This window comes from Paenibacillus oryzisoli, from assembly GCF_001653565.1.
Taxonomy (GTDB): Bacteria; Bacillota; Bacilli; order Paenibacillales; family NBRC-103111; genus Paenibacillus_E; species Paenibacillus_E oryzisoli.
Window position 1 is genome coordinate 14315 of sequence record NZ_LYPB01000096.1, and the last position, 26104, is coordinate 40418.

Annotated in this window: 20 protein-coding genes; 5 read left to right on the forward strand and 15 right to left on the reverse strand. The window is 49.1% G+C overall.

All coding sequences use genetic code 11. The annotated features are described in order from the left end of the window. Window positions 1-674: 674 nt before the first annotated feature. Genes A8708_RS34330 through A8708_RS34340 form a run of 3 tightly spaced genes read right to left on the reverse strand, consistent with a single transcriptional unit; the run spans window position 675 to window position 3843 of the window. Complete coding sequence (locus A8708_RS34330) at window positions 675-1655, reverse strand: 2,3-diaminopropionate biosynthesis protein SbnB (RefSeq protein ID WP_068671544.1); 981 nt, start codon at window positions 1653-1655, stop codon at window positions 675-677. Window positions 1656-1671: 16 nt separating this feature from the next. Continuing rightward, window positions 1672-2637 (reverse strand): 2,3-diaminopropionate biosynthesis protein SbnA, encoded by a 966-nt coding sequence (gene sbnA, locus A8708_RS34335; RefSeq protein WP_068671546.1) that lies wholly within the window; start codon window positions 2635-2637, stop codon window positions 1672-1674. Window positions 2638-2652: 15 nt separating this feature from the next. Continuing rightward, the gene (locus A8708_RS34340; protein ID WP_068671548.1) at window positions 2653-3843 is read right to left on the reverse strand and encodes an AMP-binding protein; all 1191 of its coding nucleotides are present in this window, start codon (window positions 3841-3843) and stop codon (window positions 2653-2655) included. A gap of 203 nt (window positions 3844-4046) precedes the next feature. Here A8708_RS34340 and A8708_RS34345 point away from each other — a divergent pair, with 203 nt between their 5' ends. Next, on the forward strand, window positions 4047-4937 hold the full coding sequence (locus tag A8708_RS34345; RefSeq protein WP_068671550.1) for a YheC/YheD family protein: 891 nt from the start codon (window positions 4047-4049) through the stop codon (window positions 4935-4937). Between the two features lie 182 nt (window positions 4938-5119). Here the strand turns inward: A8708_RS34345 and A8708_RS34350 are convergent, their stop codons facing one another. The 4 genes from A8708_RS34350 to A8708_RS34365 all read right to left on the reverse strand — a co-directional run bounded on the left by A8708_RS34350 (window position 5120) and on the right by A8708_RS34365 (window position 8540). Next, complete coding sequence (locus A8708_RS34350) at window positions 5120-5425, reverse strand: hypothetical protein (protein WP_068671553.1); 306 nt, start codon at window positions 5423-5425, stop codon at window positions 5120-5122. A 486-nt stretch (window positions 5426-5911) separates the two neighbouring features. Then, window positions 5912-6697 (reverse strand): ABC transporter permease, encoded by a 786-nt coding sequence (locus A8708_RS34355; RefSeq protein ID WP_068671555.1) that lies wholly within the window; start codon window positions 6695-6697, stop codon window positions 5912-5914. Window positions 6698-6700: 3 nt separating this feature from the next. Next, window positions 6701-7495 (reverse strand): ABC transporter permease, encoded by a 795-nt coding sequence (locus A8708_RS34360; RefSeq protein WP_068671557.1) that lies wholly within the window; start codon window positions 7493-7495, stop codon window positions 6701-6703. Further along, on the reverse strand, window positions 7488-8540 hold the full coding sequence (locus A8708_RS34365) for an ABC transporter ATP-binding protein (RefSeq protein WP_068671559.1): 1053 nt from the start codon (window positions 8538-8540) through the stop codon (window positions 7488-7490). Before A8708_RS34365 ends, A8708_RS34360 begins: the two co-directional genes overlap by 8 nt. 230 nt (window positions 8541-8770) lie before the next feature. On the opposite strand from A8708_RS34365, the gene A8708_RS34370 reads away from it, so the two are divergent. The 4 genes from A8708_RS34370 (at window position 8771) to A8708_RS36710 (ending at window position 17000) form a co-directional block, all read left to right on the forward strand. Further along, entirely contained in the window at window positions 8771-9814 is a 1044-nt protein-coding gene (locus A8708_RS34370) for an LCP family protein (RefSeq protein WP_068671561.1), read from the forward strand. Window positions 9815-10228: 414 nt separating this feature from the next. Further along, window positions 10229-11575, forward strand: coding sequence for a glutamate-1-semialdehyde 2,1-aminomutase (locus tag A8708_RS34375; protein WP_068671563.1), 1347 nt, complete (start codon window positions 10229-10231; stop codon window positions 11573-11575). A 531-nt stretch (window positions 11576-12106) separates the two neighbouring features. Next, window positions 12107-16636, forward strand: a complete 4530-nt coding sequence (locus tag A8708_RS34380; RefSeq protein WP_082928003.1) for a glutamate synthase-related protein — start codon at window positions 12107-12109, stop codon at window positions 16634-16636. Window positions 16637-16874: 238 nt separating this feature from the next. Continuing rightward, window positions 16875-17000 carry a DUF6254 family protein gene (locus tag A8708_RS36710; RefSeq protein ID WP_239696934.1) on the forward strand — a complete coding sequence of 42 codons (126 nt, stop codon included), beginning with the start codon at window positions 16875-16877 and terminating at the stop codon, window positions 16998-17000. 770 nt (window positions 17001-17770) lie between these two features. On the opposite strand, the gene A8708_RS34385 is transcribed toward A8708_RS36710, so the two are convergent. From A8708_RS34385 to A8708_RS34420, 8 genes are all read right to left on the reverse strand, one after another. Further along, complete coding sequence (locus A8708_RS34385; protein WP_068671566.1) at window positions 17771-19249, reverse strand: amidase family protein; 1479 nt, start codon at window positions 19247-19249, stop codon at window positions 17771-17773. 128 nt (window positions 19250-19377) lie between these two features. Further along, complete coding sequence (locus tag A8708_RS34390; protein WP_068671567.1) at window positions 19378-20250, reverse strand: DinB family protein; 873 nt, start codon at window positions 20248-20250, stop codon at window positions 19378-19380. A gap of 67 nt (window positions 20251-20317) precedes the next feature. Continuing rightward, window positions 20318-20980, reverse strand: coding sequence for a bifunctional 2-keto-4-hydroxyglutarate aldolase/2-keto-3-deoxy-6-phosphogluconate aldolase (locus A8708_RS34395; protein ID WP_068671569.1), 663 nt, complete (start codon window positions 20978-20980; stop codon window positions 20318-20320). 64 nt (window positions 20981-21044) lie between these two features. Then, entirely contained in the window at window positions 21045-22010 is a 966-nt protein-coding gene (locus A8708_RS34400; RefSeq protein ID WP_068671571.1) for a sugar kinase, read from the reverse strand. 200 nt (window positions 22011-22210) lie between these two features. Further along, a complete protein-coding gene (locus A8708_RS34405) occupies window positions 22211-23071 on the reverse strand; it encodes an inositol monophosphatase family protein (protein WP_068671573.1) in 861 nt (286 codons plus the stop codon). Window positions 23072-23265: 194 nt separating this feature from the next. Further along, on the reverse strand, window positions 23266-24036 hold the full coding sequence (gene fabI / locus A8708_RS34410) for an enoyl-ACP reductase FabI (RefSeq protein WP_028555353.1): 771 nt from the start codon (window positions 24034-24036) through the stop codon (window positions 23266-23268). A gap of 96 nt (window positions 24037-24132) precedes the next feature. After that, a complete protein-coding gene (gene uvsE / locus A8708_RS34415; protein WP_068671575.1) occupies window positions 24133-25122 on the reverse strand; it encodes a UV DNA damage repair endonuclease UvsE in 990 nt (329 codons plus the stop codon). 133 nt (window positions 25123-25255) lie between these two features. Then, window positions 25256-25699 (reverse strand): hypothetical protein, encoded by a 444-nt coding sequence (locus A8708_RS34420; protein WP_068671577.1) that lies wholly within the window; start codon window positions 25697-25699, stop codon window positions 25256-25258. Window positions 25700-26104 lie beyond the last annotated feature (405 nt).

Below are 26104 nucleotides of genomic sequence, written 5' to 3' on the forward strand. Positions count from 1 at the left end.
CAGATTAGAAGCTTTTTCTAGAATAGCTGTAAAAACAACAGTTAAAATATCAAATAATAGAAGAAACGGGATAATCGTAGAAAAATAGATGTAGGAAATCCAGTTAAACGTTCAGAAACGCGAAATTCGGTTCGAATAGCTGTAGAAAATCCCGTTAATTTGACCGCCGACAACTAAAACCGTGCGCGTGTGGTTGATGGTATGGGTTACAACACTAACTCCAGCGAAAATAATCCACAGGCACGTTTCTGTGGATATCTTGGCGTGTGGATATGTTGATACCCACGAAAAAAGTTATGCACATTAGGAACTTAGGGTCCTGTGGACTTGTGGACAACTTTGTGGATAACTGTGCATAACAATACAAAGTAGCATTTCCTATTGCAGAACTATCGTCTGAGACGTCCCTGTTTACTTTTGTAATCACGCTTTCTAAGGTTGCCGTTACACTCCCACTCGCCCAACGTAACGGAACGACATTCCTCTATTCGCGTATTTATTCGCAAATCTCAATACGTACGGAACGAGGGTCCGCTATTTCATCGAATTACGTTCACAAGCATCACTTCCAGCGAAATAGCGCCCTCACGTTCCTTTACGTCTTAGTAATGGCTGTTCTAGGCGAAATAACGGAACCTCATTCCGCATCTCCAAGAAAGCAATCTCGCCTGCGGCTACTTATACTTACTGCCCTCAAGCGTAACTCCCTTATTCAGCCGCAAGGCTTCACGCCAATAGTAGCCTGCAATGGCAATATCGAAGATACCTAAGCCCATCGGGTTAAAAAATATAGGTTCCTGCGCTCCCACACTAGCCAGCTCGTCGCGAAGCACGACATCAGCTAAGGTGCGCACGTCCGATTCCCGTAAGTTGTAACGCAGGTGCAGTTGCTCGATGTCCGTCCCCTCACGGCATACCTCGCGCCAATCATCCACAATGATCGCTTTCACGTCGGCGACGCTTTGCGGTTTATAGTCTCGGAGAGAGACATGGAGCAGAAGCGCACCTTGAGGCGGTACTTCATCAATGTATCTCTCCGCCGACACTGTGCATGTCATAATGACATTAGCCTCGCGATAGCCAACGCGCCAATCATGAATGACCTGCGTCCTGCTCTGAACAGCTGCCGGAATCGTCCCCGGCTCGACACCATTCAGATCATAAATCCGCACCTCTTCAATCCATTCGCCGAATAAAGCGACACACATATCCAGATGCAGCCGCCCAATGGGTCCCCACCCAATTAAATGAATGCGCAATCGTTCGGGCTTCCTCGTTTTCACAAATTGACTCAACATCACACCGCTCACCGCTGCGGTCCGCAGACCATTTAACAGTCCGCTGTGGATAAATGCCAGTGGCTCACCTGTCGAAGGCTTATTCAGAATCAGCGTATTATGAGCCCGGGGAAGTCCCATAAGGCGATTGTCCGGGAAACTCGCAATCCATTTAATCCCCGAAATATCGATGTTACCGCCTACATAGGCAGGCATCGCAATAATCCGGTTTTGGGGATCACGAAAACGTAAGTATGGCTTCAAGGGATGCGCACAATCCCCGCTATCTTGAATGGCAACGACATCTTGAATGATCTCGGTTAGTTTCTTCCAATCGATTCCGATCTCTCGGATATGGTCATCCTGTAAATACAACATTCGCTAGTCTCCCATGCTAGTTACTCGGTACATACCCTATTTCTCGCCCAACCCATTCATCGTTGTACACCGTATTCAAATACCGTTCACCACGGTCCGGCAAAATCGCCGCAACTACGGCTCCAGCAGGAATTATTCCACTCATTCGTTGTATCGCAGAAATAACGCCCCCAGAGGAAGCGCCTGCTAGAACGGCTTCTTCACGAACTAAGGCACGACAGCCATCCACACACTCCCTGTCGGATACGTAGATGACCTTGTCCGCAACATCCTGCCGATGCAAGCCCGGCGTGATACCTGCGCCTAGTCCAGGGAACTTCCTTGAACCTTTTTGCCCGCCAAAAATAACACTGCCTTCTGCATCTACCGCCACGATCTGTGTCGACCATCCGCGACTGCGGATGTACTCCATGCAGCCTCGTATCGTTCCACATGAGGAGACGCCGCAAAATAAATAATCAACCGCGCCTAACTGCTCGCCAATTTCCCGCATCGTTGTCTCGCTATGAGCCAGCGCATTGTCCGGGCTTCCATACTGGTTCGTCCAGTAGGCTTTCGGAATTTGACTTACCAGCTCTACTACCCGCCGGATGCGCGCTGGCAAAAACTCGCCCGTCGCCTCATCCGGTACGGAGACAAGGTCAATTTCCCCGTGGAAGCTGCGGATGATTTGCAAATGCTGCTGCGTCGTACGCGGATCGACAACACAGATGAACCGCAGCCCAAGATAACGACAGAGCTGAGCCAGACTGATCGCGAGATTACCCGAGCTAGACTCCACGATGACACTCTCGCTCGTCACATCGCCACGGCGGATTGCCTCCCGCAGCATGAACAGGGCTGGCCGATCCTTGGCGCTGCCGCCAGGGTTCATCCACTCCATTTTGCCATAAACATCAAAGGATTGATCTTTAAACAAACGCGACAACCGAATCAAGGGCGTATGCCCGATCGCACGGACAATTCCACCTTCAAGTTCCATTCCCATCACCCTCCTTTACGTGTAAAAAATCTTTTTATTCTTCACGGAGGTGCGGTTCTGTGAATCCTCAAAGGTGCCCCCGATAACTTGGATACCATCCAAAAGTTTCGCCTTAATCATCATGCCGATCGCTGGAATGTGGTTCTCGACATCCTCACGAATGCTGTTCAGAACCGCTGGCGTCGCCAGCGCACTGTAGACATGCACAGTTAATGCATTGCCACTCACCTGAACACGAACACTTGCTTCACGCAGATGACGATACACGACATCCTCGATGTCATAGATACTGATTTTCTCCCCATGCTTCAGGTCGGGTCCTACGCGCTTGACGATACTCTTAAAGCTCTGCGTGGGAACGCCATCCACATCAATAACTTTCAAATCGCGCACAACGTCATACGTCACATACCGCAGTGCCGGAAACGATTCCCTCACTGTCGAAGTAAGCACCAATACTTGCTCTAACACATCCGGCAACGGCTCCAAGTCCGCATCCAGCAACTCAGGCTGAATCCCCTCAGCGAGAATGCCCTCCGCAAATAAATACCTACCATGGTCGTGGGAAAAGTAGGCAATGGTTCCTATCTCGATAGATCCATACGTATCGGTGACCTGCGTCTCCGCTATCCCCAATCTTTCGGCCGTCCGCTGTCTCCATCCAGGAGAAGCAATTTCCCCAACTAGAATGACATGCTGGATGCCATACGTTCCAGGATGCTCTGACGCTTGCATAATCCGGTCCAAAATGGACGGCATCGTGTACAGCACTTCGGGTCTAAAGCTTTGAAGCCGTTCAATATGTTCCTCGATCGGAAGCCGAAAGGATACGGATTCTACCTCCATACCGAGCTCGCGAAAAACCTCGACAGCGGTTGCCTCCGCGTGCCCTGTCCCCATGTCTGCCATCGCAGTCCGATAACTAGCGCCTGCCAGAATCGTGCGGAACACATCCCGTTTAATTCTCAGATAATCCTCTTCGTCGGATTCGGAATAAAAGATGGTCTTACGCCGTTTCGAACTCGTACCCGACGTTAGATACCGATTCATTGGCTCATGTAGCAATGGATTGGTATCCGTATAGTAGTGCGATTCCAACTTTCCAGCTGTCACTAGCGGTAGTGCAGCTAGTTCTTCCCGTTCATGTCCTGGCAGCAACCAGGGAAATTGCTCTTTCATTTTCTGAATAAATCCTTCTATGCGCATAGACGTGCGGCTCCTCCTCTCAGCTCTAGTAACTGAACCTGAACACTAACTCCACACCTGACTACATATTCTATGCGCCCTTCGCGCCTATCGTTCTTTTTTCCTAATTGCCCTACTCATTTCCCCGTTCACCCGTCTCCAGTATCGTTCATATCATAGTGAAACAACGTAACGCCGAACTCCGTAGAGAGAGGATCATTTCCATGACAAGTTCACTGAAAGCCGTTTCAAGCAAATGGATAAAAACACGCATCATCCAGCGGAATGTGAAATTAAGTAGATATGTACCTACGACACATCCTTTTGATCGAAATCGACTATCTTCCATGCTGACCCAGCACGGTATGCTCTACGTTAAACCCGACATCGGTTCCCTCGGAATAGGTGTTATGCGCGTTGAGAAACGAAATGGAACTTACCGCTATCAAAGCGGCATACACATCTATCGATTTCCGACATTCGATAAGCTGTACCAATCCCTGAGGCACCGCTGCGGCACCAAACGTTATCTCATTCAAAAAGGTATTCACGTGCTAACGCATGAAGGCAATCCCTATGACTTTCGTGTCATGATTCAGCGAAACCCTTCAGGCAGATGGGAATGCACGGGTACAGCAGCACGGGTCGCTCACCCTCAGAAGGCTGTCACCAATGGCAGTCAAGGCGGCACCATCTACAGCCCTTATGATCTCCTGTCCCCCCGAATCGGCGTCCAAGCAACGACTCTTCTCCTGCTTGAAATGGAAAAGATATCCCGCCTTACCGCGGGTCAACTAAGCCGTTCCTACCCAGGCATGAATGAGCTCGGTATCGATATCGCCGTCGATCAACGTCTGAAACCATGGATCCTCGAGGTCAATACACGACCTGATCCCTGTCCCTTCACCAAGCTGGCGGATCAAACCATCATCCGCAAAATCGTCCGCTTCGGCAGAGCCAATGGCCGGAAGTATGATTTGACGTGCTCGAAGGCGAAGAAGGCGCCTAAGCCTAGGCTTCGCTTTTCGACCGCTTCTCTGGAGCAGGAGCAGCCGCTTCCGAGTGTAGAACCTTCTGCTCAACCTTTTTCAGAGCCGTTTCCTGAGAAAGAATGATTTTATCGAGGTTACAGCTCACTATCCGACGGATTCCTCGGCAGCTTCACGCTGTAAGCGTGTTTTTCACCGTTACAGCAGTTAAAGGCGGGATTCCATACAATCGAGTAGGCCCATGCGCAATTGCATGGGCCTCTCACAGATCCGAACATGCGGGTCATCGCATCCGGCTCCTCTAGTATTTATCCCCGCTGGGGATGAAGTTCTTTGTAAATAACAAGCAAACTACTTAGACCAATTTCTTCAAACCATGTATTTGGCATCGCATACTGAGCGTAGGTTGAGTGGGAACTTCTCCATGCTGTCATTCGGAGACCGGGTAATTCGTTGTTTTCCCATCCTCGTTTTCGCATTTCACGGTGAAGTTCTCTCACCTTCTTTACCAACCTTTGAACATCTTCTTTTCGGCACATGGCTTCCCTCACTAACTCATCTTCTCTGGTTTCGGGCTTCACACAAGTCTCCGCCTTTTGAGTCAAAGCTTGCATCGACGATCTTTTTTTCTTTTTTTTCTACGCCGATTCACTTGTCTTTGCGGCCTTTTTGACAAGCTTTTTCACTACTATCCCTACGTCTGACTTCTCACCATCCGTACCTCTTTACTTAGCCATCACGGTTTTGAAAAGAGATTACCACCTAAGTGGAAAAGGTGAGACCTCCTTGGGTCACATCATCGTACTTTCACTCGAATCCAGTCCTCATAACCTTCAACGCTATGGATGGTATTGGACTTCCCTTCCTTTGGCAAGGTCATCCTGCGTTGCGGGCCAGCTTGGTTTAACCGCCTGTTCCGAGATTTGTCTCCCCATCCTCCGCACCCTTCCTCACGGACAGAGCACTATGGGTTAACTATGTACTTCCGCCATCTCACGGTGTACTCGGGACTTTCACCTGTTAGCACGATGCGCTGCCAAGCGCACCAACAGGCCGTCCCACAAGGTTAATTACCTTGTAGGACGGCCTGTTGATTTGAGCTATGAACCTGCGCCGCGATAACGTTTCACGCCAAAATTCCAAATCGTGATACCAATGACACTGAACACGACCCCCACCACCGGGGTAAGCAAAGCAAACCATTTCCAGTTCTCTGGATCAATGAAATACGCGGCGGGATAGAAACCCACGAATGCAAAAGGCAGTATCCACGTCAGAATACTCCGCAGCAATTTATTATATATCGTTGCCGGATAACGCCCGTAGTTCTGAATATTCCAGATCAACGGCAGGATGCCTGTTGGCGCATCAGAGAAGAAGGCCAATGCGGTCAGAGAAATGTATACACCTGCATAAATGAGGATTGAGCCGACCACCATGACGATGAAAATCAGCGGATCATGCCAGTGGAACGGCAGGTCCAACTGCACCCAGGAGTAGATCATGACGACCAATCCTCCCAATGCACTGAACATCGAAGCAGGATCGAGATTCTCCATCATCAGCTGCCACAGATTATACGCTGGCCGCGTTAGGATACGATCCATTTCCCCTTTTACAATATAGCGCTCGCTAAAGCCCCACAAATTAAAAAAGGAAATAAATATGCCATAGGGGATCATAAAATAACCGTAGATGAACAAAATTTGTTCTTGATTCCAGCCGCCCATCGATTGCGTTTGCATAAAAACGACGAGAATGAAGAATAGATTCAGTCCATTGAATAACAGATCGGACAGCACTTCTATCCAAAAATCGGATCGGTAGGTGAGCCGCGTTTTCATGTAGTTTTTGAAATAGTCGAAAACGAGGGTGATATAGAACATGCGTTACCCTCCCTGTACGAATAAACGTGTTTTGGATTTTACCCACAGTACATAGATCGGAATAATAAGGAGCAGGAACCAGAGTACTTGTACGCCAAAGTTTTGGAGTATAGCGTTGCCCGTTATTTTGCCGGTAAACACGGCGCTGGGTAAATATGTGATCGCCTGAAAGGGCAGCCATTCAAGAATCGACTTGGACCATCCTGGGAAAAATGAGATCGGGATAATAAGTCCTGAAAACAGGTCCACCGCTACGCGCTTCATGCGCATAAGGCCTTCATTATTTTCGAGGAAAAAGGCAAATAAACCCGTAATAATATTCAACTGCGTATTAATTAGAAAGCTGAAGAACAGCATCACTAAGTAGATGACCCACAAGCTCGGATCCGTTGGGAACTGAATCGGCAGCAGCAACCAGATCAGAATCATGCCTGGAGTAGTGAAGAGCAATAGCCGGAAAACCCCTTCGCCTAACCCTTGCATCATTTTCACAAAAATATAGTTGTAAGGCCGGATGAATTGAATCGCGACACTTCCATCACGAATCTCGTTTGCAATCTCGCGATCTAGGTTATTAAAATAGAAAGCGCGTCCCATCCAGGATATCGCCACATAGGTTGTCATTTGCCCTAGGGTAAGACCACCAATGACAGCTTGATCGCCGTAAATCGCTTTGTAGACGAAATAGTAAGAACCAATATTCAGGGCATAAATCAGGATCCCGCTGTAATAATTCACCCGATAAGCGAGCATCATGAGAAACCGCATGCGTATAACTTCTATATAAGCTTTATGCATGGGTCGTAACTCCCTCTGGCTGATCGATCTCCAAACGTTTCGCTTCGGCCGAGCCTGATTTATAAATTTCACGCACGATATCGTCGGTATTCGTTTCATTGATTTTGATATCTTGGATTTGCAGCACGCCCACAACGCGACTTAACACATCCGAGATATTCGCTCTTTCGTAAGGGATGAACACTTTGGCGGATAGCTCATTCTCCAGCTGCCAAGCTACATCCAAGCCCTGCGTCAGCTCTTGAAGTCGCGCTAATGTCGTTGGTTGCTCGAACTGTAGGACAACTTCTTTTCCTTTGCCCCATCTGGCTTTCAGCTCTTCCAGACCGCCATCATAAATAATTCGGCCGTCATCTAGCATAATAACACGGGAGCATAGTGCTTCGATGTCCTGCAAATCATGCGTTGTCAGCAGAATCGTCGTCTCATATCGCTGATTAAGCGACTTCAGAAATTCGCGAATCTCTGTTTTGACAACAATATCGAGGCCGATGGTCGGCTCATCCAGAAACAGAATTTCAGGATTATGCAGCAGCGAAGCCGCTAATTCACAACGCATCCGCTGACCTAAGCTGAGTTTACGGACAGGTCGTGACAGAAGATCGGATAGCTGCAAACGGTCAACGAGTTCGTCGAGACGTTTTTTGTAATCGGCTTCGGAGACCCGATATACCTTTTTCAACAGCTGGAAAGACTCTACAACACCGATGTCCCACCAGAGCTGACTGCGCTGACCGAACACGACACCGATCCCAGCGACGAATTTCTCACGCTCTTTGAACGGCACATAGCCATTCACTTTGATGTGTCCCGATGTCGGGACGAGAATACCGGTCAACATCTTGATTGTTGTCGATTTCCCGGCTCCATTTTCACCGATATATCCACAAATCTCGCCCTTCGGAATCTGAAAGCTTATATCTTTCACGGCTGTAATTTGCTTGTACTCACGTTTGAATAAATCTTGCATGGCCCCCTTGAGGCCACCGCGGCTTTGCTGAACTTGAAATTCTTTGCGCAGCATTTGAACATCTATGGCTAACATGTGTCTTCCCCCTGACTTCGTCGCCCATGGTTACAGATTACGGCAACATTCGTCATAACTTGCTATCGAAGTTTCGTAGCATCTATAATATGGATCATAATGACGTTTCATACAACCGTACAACAAGCTCATGATACCCCAATTCTGTAAGAAAAAAAAGTACAGATTAATAGACATCGTATTTTACCTTAAATCAACGCTAAATTTACCTGGAGAGGAGCTTACATAGTATGAAAATCTTCAAACGGACCATGCTCCTGATCGTCATGCTTCTTCTTGTGGTCGCCGGCTATTATTCTTACGCCTTCTATAGTTTCGCTAACAATATCTCTCATAACTCAGACACGAAGGATGGGAAAGGCAGTGGAACCATATCCTCGCTTCCAAACAACGTGAAGGATGCTGATAAATACATACCACCGAAATGGGAGAGCAAGCAGCGAGTGAATATTCTGCTATTAGGCGGCGATTCTCGCGGCATGGTGAAGAATGAATTACCTAGATCAGACAGTATTATGCTAGCCTCTATCGATCCGGTCACCAAGAAGGCCCACCTGTTCTCGATTCTGCGAGACACTTACGTGAAAATCCCTGGTGAAGGCGAGGATCGGATTAATACCGCGATTACGTCAGGCGGACCTAATTTGGCCATGAAAACCGTTAGCGACCTGCTTGGCATTCCCGTTCAATATTATGTGTATACAGATTTCAAGGGCTTCATCGCGCTTATTGACGCGGTCGGCGGCATCGACATTGATGTGGAAAAGGATATGAAATATTCCGATTCCGAAGATGACCATGTGTACGACATTAATTTGAAAAAAGGGCATCAGCATCTTGATGGCAAAACAGCCTTGCAATATGTACGTTTCCGCCATGACGCGCTGTCTGACTTCACACGAACCGAAAGACAACGAAAATTCCTGACGGCTGTTGCAGCTAAAATGCAATCCACATCATCGCTAATCAAGTTGCCGCGTATTCTGAATGCGATCGATCCTTACATCGATACGAATCTAACCGTAACAGACATGCTTAAGCTCGGAAGTCTCGGCTATGAAGCCAAAGCTGACGGTATTGTCACGTCACAGCTTCCGCCTTCAGATCTGCTCGTGGAGAAATCGATCCGCGGCGCTTCCGTGATCACTGCGGATAAAGTGAAGCTTCAAAAGTATTTGAAAGACCTTTTTGCGGGTACGGCTGAAGCGGATTCAGGGCCAAGCAAGCCATCGCCTTCGCCAACACCGAAGGTTGCTACGAAAGCCGTGAAGTAGGACGCATGCTTGAAAAACAGATAATAAGAGTGGGCATCCACTCTTATTTTTTGTATGAGAATGTATGGGCATAGGCGGGCATTGCGATTAGATGCGTTACGCCACATTTGCTATCCGCGTTTCCTAACGGAACGTCAGGGCGCTATTTCTCTGAAATCCGCTCAAATTACTGAGAAACGGAACGTCAGGACGCTAATCTGCCTTTTTTCGCGTAATTTGGTTGGTTTGCAGTACAATAGAGGAACGACGTTCCGCAACTTCTCTAAATAGCTTAATATAGCGTAAATAGCGTACTATCGTTCCGTTCCGCTGCGTTTCATTGACGGATTAGGAAACAGTTTAAGAACAAACCTAATAAAAGATTCAAAAATGCTATTAGTAATCACCACTACATATATAAAGGAATGATATCGCATGGAACGCAAGCAATCCGAACTCCTCTATCAAGAAGCACTGCAACACATCGTCGGCGGGGTCAACTCCCCTTCCCGCTCATTCAAAGCCGTTGGCGGCGGCGCCCCCATCTTCATGAAGCGTGCGCAAGGCGCACACTTCTGGGACGTTGACGGGAATCGCTTCATTGATTACCTCGCCGCCTATGGCCCGATAATTACCGGTCACGCGCATCCGCACGTGACCGAAGCGATCATTCGCGCCGCACAGAACGGCACGCTGTACGGCACCCCGACCGAACTCGAGATCGAGTTCGCTAAGATGCTGAAGTCGGCGATTCCCTCGCTCGACAAAGTGCGCTTCGTCAACTCCGGCACCGAGGCCGTGATGACGACGATTCGCGTGGCGCGCGCGTATACGAAGCGCACCAAGATCATTAAGTTCGCCGGGTGCTACCACGGCCACTCGGATCTCGTGCTGGTGGCGGCCGGCTCCGGGCCGTCCACACTAGGCACGCCGGACAGCGCAGGCGTGCCGGCGAGTATCGCGCAAGAGGTCATCACCGTGCCGTTCAACGACATTCCTCTACTTTCGGCCGCGCTTGCACGCTGGGGTGAAGACATTGCCGCGGTGATGGTCGAGCCCATCGTCGGCAACTTCGGCATGGTCATGCCCCATGCCGGCTACCTCGAGCAGCTCTGCGCAGCAGCTCGCCAACATGGCGCCCTCGTCATCTACGACGAGGTGATCACGGCGTTCCGATTCCATTACGGAACGGCACAGACCTATGACGGCCTCCCGATTCTTGCGGGAGGCCCCACAGAGGCGGCGACGCGCTTCGCCGCCGTAGAGCCGGACCTCACGGCCCTAGGCAAGGTGATCGGCGGCGGGCTGCCGATCGGGGCCTACGGGGGCCGCAAGGAAGTGATGGAGCAGGTCGCGCCGCTCGGACCTGCTTATCAAGCCGGCACGATGGCGGGGAACCCCGCCTCCATCTCGGCCGGCATCGCCTGCTTGGAGGTGCTTCAGCAGCCAGGTGTTTACACCAAGCTTGAGCAGCTTGGCTCAGCACTTGCAGGTGGCATCGCCGAATCCGCCGCCCGCCATGGTATCGCCTTGACGCTGAACCGAATCGGCGGCGCGTTCTCTACACATTTTTGTGATCATCCCATCACCAATTATGAAGAAGCGCAAGATACCGATGGCGAGAAATTTGCCGATTTCTTCCGACTTATGCTGGAGCAAGGCATTAATCTTGCCCCTTCCAAATACGAAGCTTGGTTCATGACCATCGCCCACACAGAGGAAGATATTGCCCAAACGCTAGAGGCGGCAGACCGCGCCTTCAAAGTCATGAAAAACCGATGATTGTCCCAAAAACGAACTATGACCCTTATCGGTTTATAGTTCGTTCGTCTTTCTACCCTTACATGGGGTGTTAGCAATTTTGGTTTTATTCACCAATATACAAAAAAGGTAACGCTTACATTTTTGATTTACGTCTGCAAGTATTGTCGGATGAACTTTTTCATGCTATTCTAAGATTACTTTTACCCTTTTAGCGAAACGGCTTGAATACACAGTATTTTCCTAGAAAGTTAGGGCATGATTTACAAATACTGCACGAATTTTTGTGTGTGGTGCCTTACTTTACTACGAGTCGATTTATGCCGCATTTCGAGAGACTAATCTCCTGTAATTTGGCATGATATTCAGTTATATTGCATTTTTATACACGATCATGCATATTTCGGATTTAAGCGAATTGTAGCTTTTCTCCCAAACCAGAGCTGAGGGGCTCGATTATCTGTGCCAGAATGCAAGAAGCGTAAGCAAGAGGAGTTTAATTATGTATGGGGGGTGACGGTCAGGCGACTGACCAGAGCAATGAATGAAATTATGCGTAATGAAGGCCGTTTTCAAGATCTACTAGGAACCGAACACGACAGCTGCGGTATTATTTGTATTATTGAGAAGAATGGTCATCCTTCCCGTGATAACATCCAAAAGACGATTGATGCCCTTGTTAAAATGGAACATCGTTCAGGATTTATCAATGGTGAGGGCGATGGTTGCGGTATTCTAACAGATATTCCACGTGCTCTTTGGGAAAAGAAGCTAACAGATGCGGGTCTGGACAGCAAACTTGCTTATGACAATCGTTTTTCTGTTGGACATATCTTCGTTCCACGCAAGTTGGATTTGACTGTTACTGAGATTCAAAACGGCATTCGTGAGCTATTTGCCTCCCATGATGTATCCATTATCCTAGAGCAAGAAAACCTAGTTGATAGCGGCTCATTAGGCGCTAATGGTTTGCTCGATGAGCCTACGTTCTGGCAAATTGCAGCCATCAGCAATAAGACCGAAGGTCAAGTTGCCGATCACCTTTATGAACTGCATATTGCGATTGAAGATCGTTACGACGTACATGTTGCGACACTTAGCAATGTGACATCTGCCTACAAAGTACTAGGTGCAGCAAGCATCCTACCTAAATATTTTAATGACTTGCGTGATCCTTTGTTCGCTTCCCAAGTAACAATCGGTCATAACCGATATTCCACTAACACATTGTCCAGCTTCTTCCGTGTTCAACCGTTCTCCCTTCTTGGACATAACGGTGAAATCAACACGGTGAAGAAACTTCGTCTTGAAGCTGACATGGTTGGCGTTCCACTGGTTAGCGGCGGGTCTGACTCCCAAGACATGAACAGAACGATCGAAACGTTCATTCACCGTTTTGGCTTGTCCCTGTTCGAAGCCATGGAAATGGTATTCCCTCCTATTATTAATGAAATGAAACAGTTCCGTCCGGAACTTCAAGATCTTTACGTGTACTACCGTCAAGTTTGGGGCCACTTTGCACAAGGTCCAGCGGGGATCGTTTCCCGTTACGGTAATGAGTGTATTTTCAGCGTAGATGCATTAGGTCTTCGTCCTGTATGGATGGTTGAAAGTGACACGTCCCTGTACTTCTCATCTGAGCAAGGTGTTATTACGGTTGGCGAAATGGTTGCTGATCCGAAGCCGATTGCTCCAGGTGAAAAAGTCGGTGTTGTTCTAACACCAGGCGAACACATTCAAGTTATTCCATATCACGAAGTTCAATCCTTGGTCTACGATCGTGTAAGCAAGCGTGTAAATCTGGGCGGTCTTCGCTCCTATTTGAACCCTGCCCAAACGAATACAGAAGCTGATCTTAATGAGAATATTGTTACTACGGATCAAGTGTACAGTGCATTTGGTTGGGATCGTGACGGTATTTCACACATTGAATCCATGTCCGAGACAGGCGCTGAGCCTATTCGTTCCTTGGGTCATGATTCACCGCATGCGGCTCTTGCATGGGAACGCACCAACGTGCCTGACTTCATTAAAGAAAGTGTTGCTGTTGTAACGAATCCGGCGATTGACCGTGACCGTGAAATGGAGCATTTCTCTACACGCGTTATTGCTGGTGCACGTCTTCCCGTATTCGCACAGGTGGATAACAACCTTCGCCTTGAGCTTCTGACTCCTCTTGTTCTTGAAGGAACGAACGGTGTCGGCAGTGAAGAGAACTTATCCCAGCCTTCTTTAGAGCAATTGCTTGCACAATTCCGTGCACAAGGTGACAACAAAGTAGCTGTACTCTCCACAACTTTCGCTAGAGGAACTTCTCTGAAAGATGGTTTGAATGCACTTGCTGCTGATGCCATCTCAGCTGTTCGTAATGGCGCTGTGCTTCTCGTCTTGGACGATTCCGCAGCTCACCAGAACGACCGTTTGTGGCTAGATCCGCATCTGGCTGTTTCCAAAATCGATATCGCACTTCGTGCAGAGAAACTCGGTTTCGGCGACAACCTGCGCCGTCAAGTAACATTGATTCTTCGTTCAGCTGCTATTCGCAGTCTACATGATATCGCGGTAGCTTGTGGTCTTGGTGCAGATGTGATCTCACCTTACTTGCTGTTCTCCACAGCTTCTGACAAAGAAGGCCAAGCAGCAGCAGCACGTAAAGTATACGCGGCTCTTACAAAAGGACTTGAAAAAGTCATCTCGACAATCGGTACGCATGAGCTTCGCGGATACACACGTTTCTTCTCCTCCATTGGCTTCCACCCGGAAGTTTCCGAGGTGCTGGATATCGTGAACTACCTGGGAAGTGAAAAAGCAGGAACAGGCTTTGCACAGCTTGAAGCTGAAGCTGAAGCACGTTATGCAGATTATACGAACCCGAAAGCGAAAGCGGCGAAAAACTTCCGTTTCTTCCAACGCATGTGGAAAGCGCTAGGCGATGCTGCATCAGGTGCTGCTCCTTACACCGACTACCGCGACAAGCTGCGTGAAGAAGAGAAGAAGAACCCGATTTCCATTCGTCACATTGCGGGTTTCAAAGCAATCAGCGATGGCCGTCAACCACTGGATCCGTCGCAAGTTGATATTTCCATTGGCGGTCATTCCTTGCCGATGTTGATCTCTTCCATGTCCTTCGGTTCACAAAATGAAACAGCTTTCCGTGCCTACGCTGAAGCAGGCGAACGTCTGAACATGGTTACCATGAACGGTGAGGGCGGAGAGATTAAAGATATGCTTGGCCGTTACAAAAAAACGCGCGGAGCGCAAGTTGCTTCCGGACGTTTCGGTGTTAACATTGAGCTTGCTAACGCGGTAGCTTTCCTTGAGATCAAGATTGGTCAAGGGGCAAAGCCAGGTGAAGGCGGTCACTTACCAGGTTCCAAAGTTACAGCGAAAATCGCAGAAGCACGTAACGCTACCATTGGTTCAGACTTGATCTCGCCATCCAATAACCACGATATCTACTCCATCGAGGATTTGGCGCAAATCATTTCCGAGCTTAAAGAAGGTAGCGGTCGTAAAGCTAAAATCATCGTAAAAATCCCAGTTGTTCCTGGTATCGGTACAATTGCAGTTGGTGTAGCGAAAGCTGGCGCTGACGTGATTACCCTTTCCGGTTTTGACGGTGGTACAGGTGCGGCTCGTATTCACTCCTTGACGCACGTTGGTCTTCCTACGGAGATTGGTACGAAGCTTGCTCACGTTGCTTTGATTGAAGCTGGTCTTCGTCATCGCGTTGAGCTGTGGTCCGATGGCGGTCTGAAATCAGGCGCTGACGTTGTTAAAATGGTTATGCTCGGTGCAAACCGTGCAGGTTTCGGTAGTATCGCCATGCAATCCATCGGTTGTACAACATGTCGTGGTTGTCACCTAGACACTTGTCACGTTGGTATCGCAACTCAAATCGATTCCATGGAAGAAGCTGAAGAAAAAGGTCTTCGCCGTTTCGTACCTCGTGTCTTTGACACGGCTGTAGACAGCCTGGTTCGCTTGTTCGGCGGTATCGGCGAAGAAGTACGTGAAGTTGTGGCTTCCCTTGGTTTCTCAAGCTTGCAAGAGTTGGTTGGCCGTTCCGACCTACTGGAGCAAATTTCGCACAACGATCGTATCGACTTGTCCGACATTCTACGTTTAGTTCCAATGCACCAAATATCCGATGCAGAAAGAGCGCTTGAAGAAGCAGCCGTTTCTTCCGATATCCGTATCGCGGCAGGTGCTGAAGGTTTGGAATTCTTCCCAGATTCCGTATCGTTCGATGGTCCTGTTGTTCGCAATTGGTCCAAAGTGGACGCCGAGTCTCGTATCCTAGGTACTCGTTATTCCAGTCATCGTGTAAGAGACCGTTTCAACGGCAGCTACGATGAGCTACCAACTGTTGCGCTAAATCTTATCGATGGATCCGTTCCCGGTAACGGCCTGGCTGCATTCAACGCACGTGGCGTAGACATTACGGTACACGGTGGTGCTGAAGACGGTCTTGGTAAAATGGCGTTCGGCGGTAAAGTAGCCATCGTGAAGTCACTTGGCCACAACAACACTTTCATCAACGGTAGCGTTGGTAAATCATTCGGTTACGGTGCTCAAAAAGGGTTGTTCTTGATTCAAGGCAGTGCAGATACTCGTGCATGTATCCGTTTCTCGGGTGCTGACGTTGTCTTCGGCGGCGAAATCACGACGCCTTTGCAAGATGAGCTTGGCGGTCTAGCTGCTCGTGCGAACCTCAAAGGCTTCGCGTTCGAGTACATGACGAACGGCCGTGCTGTTGTTATGGGCGATCCAGGTCCATGGATCTGTGCAGGTATGACAGGTGGGGTTATCTACCAACGTCTAGTGCCAGAAATGGGTCTTGATCAAGCAGCGATCGAGCGTCGTATTGCCAAAGGTGCAAAAGTTAAACTTGAGCCTATCGGCCTTCAAAGCAAAAAAGATCTTACTGAATTGCTAACAGCTTACCACGCTGAGCTTGCGAACTCCGGTCAATCCGAAGCCGCAGCGAAAATCGAAGGTTTGCTAAGCAATCTAGAAGCTAACTTCATCCGGATCTCCCCGGTCAACATGCAAGCTGACCAATCCGTTGCGACAGAATAAAAGTAAATATGCCCAAGATAAGGTGATAGCATCATCTTATCTTGGGCTTTTTCTTATTTGTAGTGGAAATAAGGTGATGTAATAACGTTACAATGTTGAATTACGTAGAAAACTTCTACTTTGGAGCTTATAGCGTTATTCCATAACGTTATTTATAGGCGGCCGCTGCATAAAAAACTCGCTTGTTTCACATTTTATTAGTGCAACACCATCCGCATACCACAGGAGGTTTTCAGCGATGAGCCACTCGAAGCGCCGCCAAGAAGCTGCATGGAAGGGTCGTAAACAAGCGGGGCATCCACCACATGGTAAGGTGACAGCACTGGCCGAATTCGCCAGGGAGTATGACGCGGAAAACAAGTAATACGGATCCCCCTCTCCTCCCACACGTTAGAGGGACCAACACAAAGAGCCCGTTCGACCTATTTCTATGGAAATAGGGTTTTCGGGTTCTTTGTGCTGGGTACATGTGAGGGAGGCAACAGTGCTGTAAGTCGATTAATTCGACTTACAGCGGGCGGCTGCAGCTTTCACGGTGCTCTAAGTCGATTAATTCGACTTACAGCGGACGGCTGCAGCTTTCACAGTGCTCTAAGTCGATAAATTCGACTTACAGCGGATGGCAGCGGCTTTCACGGTGCTCTAAGTCGATTAATTCGACTTACAGATGACGGCAGCGGCTTTCACGGTGCTCTAAGTCGATTAATTCGACTTACAGCGGATGGCAGCAGCTTTCACGGTGCTCTAAGTCGATTAATTCGACTTACAGATGACGGCGGCGGCTTTCACGGTGCTCTAAGTCGATTAATTCGACTTACAGATGACGGCAGCGGCTTTCACGGTGCTCTAAGTCGATTAATTCGACTTACAGCGGATGGCAGCAGCTTTCACGGTGCTCTAAGTCGATTAATTCGACTTACAGATGACGGCGGCGGCTTTCACGGTGCTCTAAGTCGATTAATTCGACTTACAGATGACGGCAGCGGCTTTCACGGTGCTCTAAGTCGATTAATTCGACTTACAGATGACGGCAGCAGCTTTCACGGTGCTGTAAGTCGATTAATTCGACTTACAGATGACGGCAGCAGCTTTCACGGTGCTCTAAGTCGATTAATTCGGCTTACTGCCCTACACCTACTTCTCCAAATCCGGTGGAAACCGGTGATGGGTAGCTTGCTCGAAGCCGTAGGCGATTTGGATCAGAGTAGGCTCACTGAAGGCTCTGCCCGAAAAAACGACACCAAATGGCCCCTTGGTCGAGTCCCCGTCGGCATCGATAACGCCGTGTGTGGAATACCCGGCCGGAACGGAAATCAGCGGATAACCCAAACGCGCTGCGATATACAGGCCATCCACATCGCCTGGAAGCAAGAGCGCATCCAAGTTGTCTTTGTCCAGTGCATAGTCAATTCCTTGTTGAAGAGGCAGCTCCCTGTAGGCTTGTATTTTCTGGAGATAGGACTCCTCCGTCAAGGTCGTTTCTTGGGAACGGATGAGGGTGTCCTGCCCGAATTGCAAAGCCGTCTCCGCATGGTTGCCATGATAAGCAATCAGCTCTTCCAAAGAATGCACGGGTACGTTTTCAGCTAGCCGCGCTAGATATGCATTAATGCCTTTTTTGAATTCATAGGTAATGGCATCATTGTTCCAGTTTTGCTGCTCCACATGTAAGCTAACCCGATCTACAATCGTAGCGCCTTCCTTCGTCAAGGTTGCAATAGCAGCCTCCATAATGGCAAGTCTTTCTGCGTCCAAATGTTGATAGTAATGCCGCGGAATCCCGATCCTGGCTTGACGCAAGAAACTCGTATCCAAGAACGATGTGTAATCTTGCAAGACAACGTCGCTACTCGATAACGTAGCCGGATCCTCGCTGTCTATCCCTGTTAATGCCCCTAACAAAATAGCAGCATCCCTAACTGTCCTAGCTATCGGACCAGGTGTATCCTGCGAGCTCGATATCGGGATAATACCAGCGCGGCTCACTACACCAACCGTAGGCTTGATCCCTACTACACCATGCTGAGTTGCCGGCCCAACGATAGAACCTGCAGTCTCTGTTCCAATTGAAGCAGCGCTCAGATTAGCAGCCACTGCTGCTGCCGAGCCGGAGCTAGAACCGCTAACGAACATTTCACCAGGGCCATACGGGTTAAGCACTTGCCCGCCCCGTGAACTATATCCCGCTGGCATGGAGCTGGACATGAAATTCGACCATTCGGACATATTCGTTTTCCCAAGTAAAACGGCACCCGCGGCTCGCAGTTTTGCCGCTACGAATGCATCCTTTGCCGCATACGAATCCGCAAGTGCAATTGAGCCAGCGCTCGTATGCATGTTATCCCCTGTATCGATATTATCTTTGAGAAGAATCGGTATCCCATGCAATTTCCCTCGGCTCCCTGATTCTTTGCGTTCTTTATCTAGGCTCTTTGCGATTTGAATCGCGTCGGGATTACGTTCTAATACGGCATTAATTATCGAATCATATTTATCAATGCGCGCTAGATATACCCGAACAAGCTCCTCTGAGGTTACTGAGCCCCTCTCCATGGCTGCCTGCATACTTTCTATATCCGCTTCTATGATCCAATTCACCACTCTATCCTTCATCACTTGATCGACTCCCTACTACCTACTTAGGTAACTTGCCCAATCCAACTTACCACAAGCTGGAATTTGCCACATATAGAAAAATTAACTATAGCCAAATTAGGCGGCGTACCCCGTTCATGTATGCCCTACTTGCAAAGCCCATGCAACTCACGAATACGGCCAACGGCACGCAAATGATGCTTGGCATGTCCAGCCATCATGTTCAGCAATTGTGCTACGGTTTCTTCCCGATTCGTTGTCCGTATCGTCCGGTCTAACGCATCTGGAAGATGCTTGCACAATCCGATAATATGCCGCCTTGTCGCTCCAAATAGCTCTACTTCGCTAGCGATTGGCCGCTCTTCATACAGGAGTCCGCGATGCCAATCATCAGGTTGGAATGAATTACCCGTATACATACGCCCTGATTCTGCGAGTGCGAATTTCACTTTGTGCAAGGTGATTAGCTCCAAATCGATCAGATGCTGCACATGCTCGCGGATCGACCACTTGTCCTCTGCTTCACGTAAGTTAAGCTGTACTTCAGATAAGCCGTCAATGGCTTGATGCAATTCTTCGACACCCACTTCATACATCTTCATAATTTCATCATGGGAGGGGAAAAGTTCTTCCCAGTACACCAGTGTATGACCGTCAATGGTCGGAACATGGCGTTCACGAATGTGTTCTGCTTCCTGGCTCCCTATGGCCTGCCGGAAGCCTCTAGCGAGCAAGTTCGACTCCACGTCTGCGACCGAAGTTACACCGATGTAAACAAGGCCTCCAGCTTGTACAGCGCTGTAATTCGGTCTTAACCAACGGTTCAGGGCCTCATTCGCCTCATAACCCTCCACGACCAGAACAGCCTCATCGGCCCTATCCCCGATGTGCAGCAATGCCGCACAGCCCCCCTCATCCTGCTCAAGCAACTCCCAACCTAGCTGGTGCCTATAAAAAGCTATCGACTTCTCCAAACTGCTCACGCTGAGCAATAATCTAGCCCGACCTTGCTGCTCCATCTATCCTGCCTCCATTTCCGCACAAAAAAACGCTCCGTCCTAATTTCGACGGAGCGCATGCCAATGCCTACTTCTTGGCCGCTTGGTAGGCCTCGATATATTGTGCAGCCTTCTTGGCAACTAGGCTGTAGTTTCCTGTTTTGACAGCTTCGCTGGTCAAATCGGAGCCAATGCCGACGGCAACTGCGCCGGCCTGGATCCACTCGCCGAGGTTGCTCAGCGAAACCCCGCCTGTCGGCATAATGTTCGCCTGTGGCAGCGGACCTTTAATGGCCTTAATCATCGCCGGGGAATAGAGATTGCCCGGGAACAGCTTTACAATGTCCACGCCAAGCTCTAGCGCGGCTTGAATATCCGCTATGGTCATGCAGCCCGGCATGATCGGCACACGATATCGGTTACACAGGGTAACCGTACTGGGGTTCAAAGACGGGCCGACAACGAACTCGGCCCCACTAAGGATCGCGGCACGCGCCGTTTCGGGGTCAAGAGCTGTGCCCACCCCGATAATCGCGTACTTGGACGCGTCCTTCGCTGTGCTCGAGTAGCGCTTCGCTAGCTCCTCAATCGCGCGCAGCGCGAAAGGCACGGTCATCGTGACTTCGATGACCTTGATCCCGCCGGCGATCGCTTGATCCGCCATTTCGACGACTTCTTCTGGTGTTTCACCGCGTAGAACGGCAACGACACCCTCATTAGTAATTTGCTGAAGTAATTGAAGTTTTTTCACTGGTATCTTCCCTTCTATGTGTAAGCATGCCTGATTTTAGGTGCCGTATCTTCTTCCAAGACAATTAACGTTCAATATGTTTAATGTTGTTAAGTACTGCTTCCACTTGCTCCCACGTCGGAGCGCCTTCCCAATCGCCTTCCGCCTGCACTATCATGGAGCCTACCAAATTCCCAATGCGAACAGCCTCAGGGTACTCGTACGATTTCAGCACGCCAACCAAAAAGCCCGCACAAAACCCATCGCCCGCACCCACGGTATCAACGACTTGCTCAGCTTTGAAGTAAGGCACGGTCGTAATCGTATCCGCTGTCACGACATACGTCACATCTTCGCCACCTTTGACAATGGAAACCGCCGACAACTCGCGTAGCTTGCTAACGATGACATCCCAATCTTCGGTTTGATACAGCAGCTTCAGCTCGTCCAAGCCTGGCAAGAAAATATCCGACAGCTTCGCTAGCTCCAGCAGCACTGGGCGCGCTTCTTCGATGCTCCACAGCTTCAAACGCAGGTTCGGATCAAAGCTCACCTTCACGCCATGCTTACGTGCTAAGCGAACAGCCTCAAAAGCTGCCTCTTTGCACGATTCACTTAAAGCCGGTGTGATACCGGTAATATGCAATATTTTAGCCCCAGCAATGTACGCTTCATCCAAATGTTTCGGGCTCATCTGACTTGCCGCCGAGTTCTTGCGATAGTAATAAACGGACGTTTTGCCCATTAGCACTTCACGCATCATAAGTCCTGTAGGCGCATCAGCCGTCAATTCCGCACGGGAAACATCGACACCTTCACCACGGATACTTTTGAAAATCATACGACCTAACGGGTCCTTACCTAATCTACCGAACCAACCAACACTGCCGCCAAGACGTGAAATACCGATCGATACATTGCTCTCAGCACCGCCAAACAAGCTATGCAGCTCCGAAGAGTACTCCAATCCCTTGCCACCTGAAGGCATGAGCAGTGCCATTGTTTCTCCAAACGTAATAATATCTGGTCCAGATCCTGTATTTACCGACATAGAAGCACTCCATCCATTCCGATCACGACTCGCGTGTCCCGTTAATTGAAACGTTTAAATAACTGAGATATCTCATATTATAGTAGATTTGAACGGATTTCACCAGACCTTTACGTGAGAGTGCTCCAGCTCCAAATAGAGGAAAAAACCTCTTGCCGGGTCATTCCTCATGGAACGACCTTGCAAGAGGTTGTTATAATTTATATTTTTGTCGCCTCTGCTAAGGCTAGCTCGTTCTGAAACTCTTCGTGAATGCGTCCATTAGATGCCATCACGTTACGAACGCCCAAGTGATAAGGGTTACCTTCCGTATCTGTCACACGGCCGCCTGACTCTGTAATGAGCAAGGCACCCGCTGCAATGTCCCAGGCATTGAGACCGATTTCCCAAAAGCCGCTGAGACGCCCAGCAGCCACATAGGCCAAATGCAGTGCTGCAGAGCCTGCCACTCGGATGTTACGAACTTTCGGCGAAAGCGCCTGAACGCCTTTCAAATTAATCGGCAGCGCCCCATCACGATCAGCTGGGAAGCCTGTGGCGATTAAGCTGGTGAGCAGCGTTTCGTCTGCTGAAACTTCTGTCTTCTTCCCGTGCATGTAAGCGCCTTTCCCCTTCTCAGCAACGAATAATTCATCGCGTGATGGGTCGTATACAACACCTACGATAACTTCACCTTTGTGCGCCAGTGCGATCGATACGGAGAAGAAAGGAAAACCATGCACGAAGTTCGTTGTACCATCAATCGGATCCACGATCCAGAGGTACTCTTCGTCACTCATCTCTTGCAGGGCTTTGGCCGACGCCTCCGGACCCGGTTCTACGCCTTCCTCGCCTAGGATGGAATGGTTCGGAAAATGCGTCATAATTAGATTACGAATCAGCTTCTCCGTTCCTTTATCTACCTCGGTCACAAGGTCTTGAGCAGAATATTTCGTCCCTATATGATTAATATCTCCAAGCTTGGTTTTGATCCACTGACCTGCCTTAGCTGCCGTATTAATGGCTACTGCTGTAAAACTCTTGCTACCTACTACGAAAGTCTCCGTCCCACCTTGTACCATATATATCAACTCTTTCTTTTCATTAATTTAGATATTACGTTAAGTATAGTAAATTATACGTTTCTAATACTAGTGCGTTTCATCCTAAATTATTCGTACATATTCACATTTGGTGCGGAATTTCCACGAAAAAAAAACCGTAGCGGCCCAAGACCGTACGGTTATCCTTCTTATATCTATGAAAATACAACCTGCTATATACCAACGATATGGTAACCGCCGTCTACATAAATAACTTCCCCAGTGATACCACGGGACAAGTTGCTCATAAGGAACATCGCCGTGTCGCCAACTTCAGCTGTATCCGTCGTTTTGCGAAGTGGAGCCTTCTCTTCGACTTGACGCAGGATAGAGTTGAAATCCTTGATGCCTTTGGCAGCCAACGTACGGATCGGACCTGCTGAGATACCGTTTACGCGGATACCAAATTGGCCAAGATCTGCCGCGAGGTAACGAACGCTAGCTTCCAGCGCAGCTTTGGCAACGCCCATGACGTTGTAATTCTTCATAGCGCGCTCTGCGCCAAGGTATGTCATCGTCATGATGCTTCCGCCTTCTGTCATGAGCGGATAAATGCGTTTGGATACGGCAACGAGGGAGTACGCGCTGATGTCATGTGCGAGTGCGAAACCATCGCGTGATGTGTCAACGAACAGCCCGTCCAGTTCTTCTGTTTTAGCAAAAGCAATACTATGTACAAGACCGTGTACGACACCGAACTTCTCTTTGAGCGCAGAAGCCAACGTATCGATCTCTGCATCTACAGTTACGTTACAAGGCATCAAAGTGGAGCCAGGAATCGTATCAGCCAGCTTGCGTACGCGTTCCTCCACGCGCTCATTTTCGAACGTGAACACCAGATTAGCGCCTTGCGCAGCTAAGGATTGTGCAATGGCCCAAGCGATACTGCGGTCATTAGCAACACCCATTACAAGTATATTTTTCCCATTTAATAATTGACTCATGGTTCGTAGAAGCCCCTCTCACAATGGCATGGTTAATCGTTAGATCTACCTTCCAAAGTACCCCATTTCCTCCAACAATTCAAGAAAAATATGGGATTAGAGCGTAAGCGACGCTTCATCGAGCGCTGTGACACCTTCTTGTCCCTTGAGGTCCTCCATAAGCTTGAAAAGAGCGCTATCTTTCATCTTCGCTTCGATCATAATATCCAGCTTGGGCGTGATGGGGGCGATGGATTTCAGGAACGTGTATACAGGCCCTACCTCCACGTAATCGGCGTGGCTTCTTGGTTCTGTTTCGCCTTTGGGGCTGGATACGTGAATTTTGGGAGGGAGTGCGGCTGACGCTTCATCCAGATGTAAGCGCGCCCGTGCCAGCCATGTTTCTTGAATACGCGGCCACAGCTCGACGACATCTTCCCCGTTGTTGTTGACCGCATGATGATGTACATCCAGCACCATGGGAGCACCAACTTGCTCGGCAATCTCTAGTGTTTCTAGAGCATTGAAAGTTTTGTCGTCATTCTCGAGTGTAATTCGTTGTTGAATCGGCATACGCATAGCGGTGAAGTTCTGGACAAATCGCTTGGCTGATTTTATTTTATCCCCATAAGAACCACCAACGTGAATGTTGCACATCGCTTCCATCCCAAGCCCCATCGCGTTCAGCATGGCGGAGTGGCGCTCCAAGTCTTCGACCGATTTCTGGAGCACATCCTTCCTCGGCGTGCTGAGTACGGTGAAATGGTCGGGATGGAAGCTAACGCGCATGTTATTCTGCTTGGCGTAGCCCCCTAGTTCCTCGAATTCTGCCGATAAGGCAGGGATCGGATCCCAATCGCCTAGCATCTCATGACCAAGCAGCGGGATGAACCGCGAGGAAAATCGGAACACCATGATGTCATGAGCCCGATTATGTCTAAGCAAGCGCAGCGTATTATGTAAATTCTCAGCCCCGATGCGCTGCAACTTGCGAATGGCTGCCTCGCGATCGAGCAGCTTGCTGAAGTTTGTTGCCGTCATCGTCTTGGACGGGGAAGCATTCTTTACCACGGTGGACATGGCTACGTATCCTAGGCGAATAAGCATGTTCGTTTAACCTCCAGGTTTTTCTCAGAGTTAGATTACCCTGGCAAACAGAGGCACATACAGTCTCTATAGACAAAAGACCCTTCGACGCTTCAAGAACGTCGCAAGGGTCTTTCGGATGGATTGCACAACATTAATGATGATGGTGTTTGTAGTCAATTTCGATACGCGCAAGAATGCCGGCTGGATTGCCTACGCTTCTGTTTGCATTGGATGGCGAGTTGAATCCAGCGATCACAATGTTATTTTCACCTCTTTGAAGAAAAGGCTCAATATGGAATGTGCGTCCTGGATTGTAGAATGCTAAGGTGTCTTGCGGCGGGTCAATAACTACCGGCACGCCATTAATGAGCACGATCGCATAGTTATCAACGGCTAAGAATAACGTAGCTTTCTCGATATGCTTCGAGTGAACTGTGAATGTTTTAGCGACTACCGCTGCTGGCCCAAGGGGATCACTCGCCCCCCAAACATAAGCTTCCCCTTCTTTCGGTTGCGCCCATGCCGGAATTGGCTCATTCTCAAGTGCGTTCACCCAACTACCGTCTGTACTAATGATTTGTGTGTTTTTTTTCATGTATAATCACTTCCTTTCTAGTAGGATAAGCTATTATATGAAGCTAGCATTCCGTTTGAAAGGGACAAAAGAAACCGTATAAACATACTATTTTATATAAAAAGAAAGATTATTGCGGAACGTTGCTCCGCGGCGCGGGCCAAATGCCTGCGTGCAGAGCTGTAAGGCCCTTATCGGGCCTTATCTGGCGCTCCACCGCTCGCGACACTGCCATAGCGCCCTTTTTGGACGCTATTTCCGGTTTTGCCCCTCCGCTGCTCGGACGGGCAATGCTGTAAGGCCCATTTCAGGCCTTATTTGGCGGCTCGACCGCTCGCGACACTGCCATAGCGCCCTTTTCGGGCGCTATTTCCGGTTTGGCCCCTCCGCTGCGCGGACGGGCAATGCTGTAAGGCCCATTTCAGG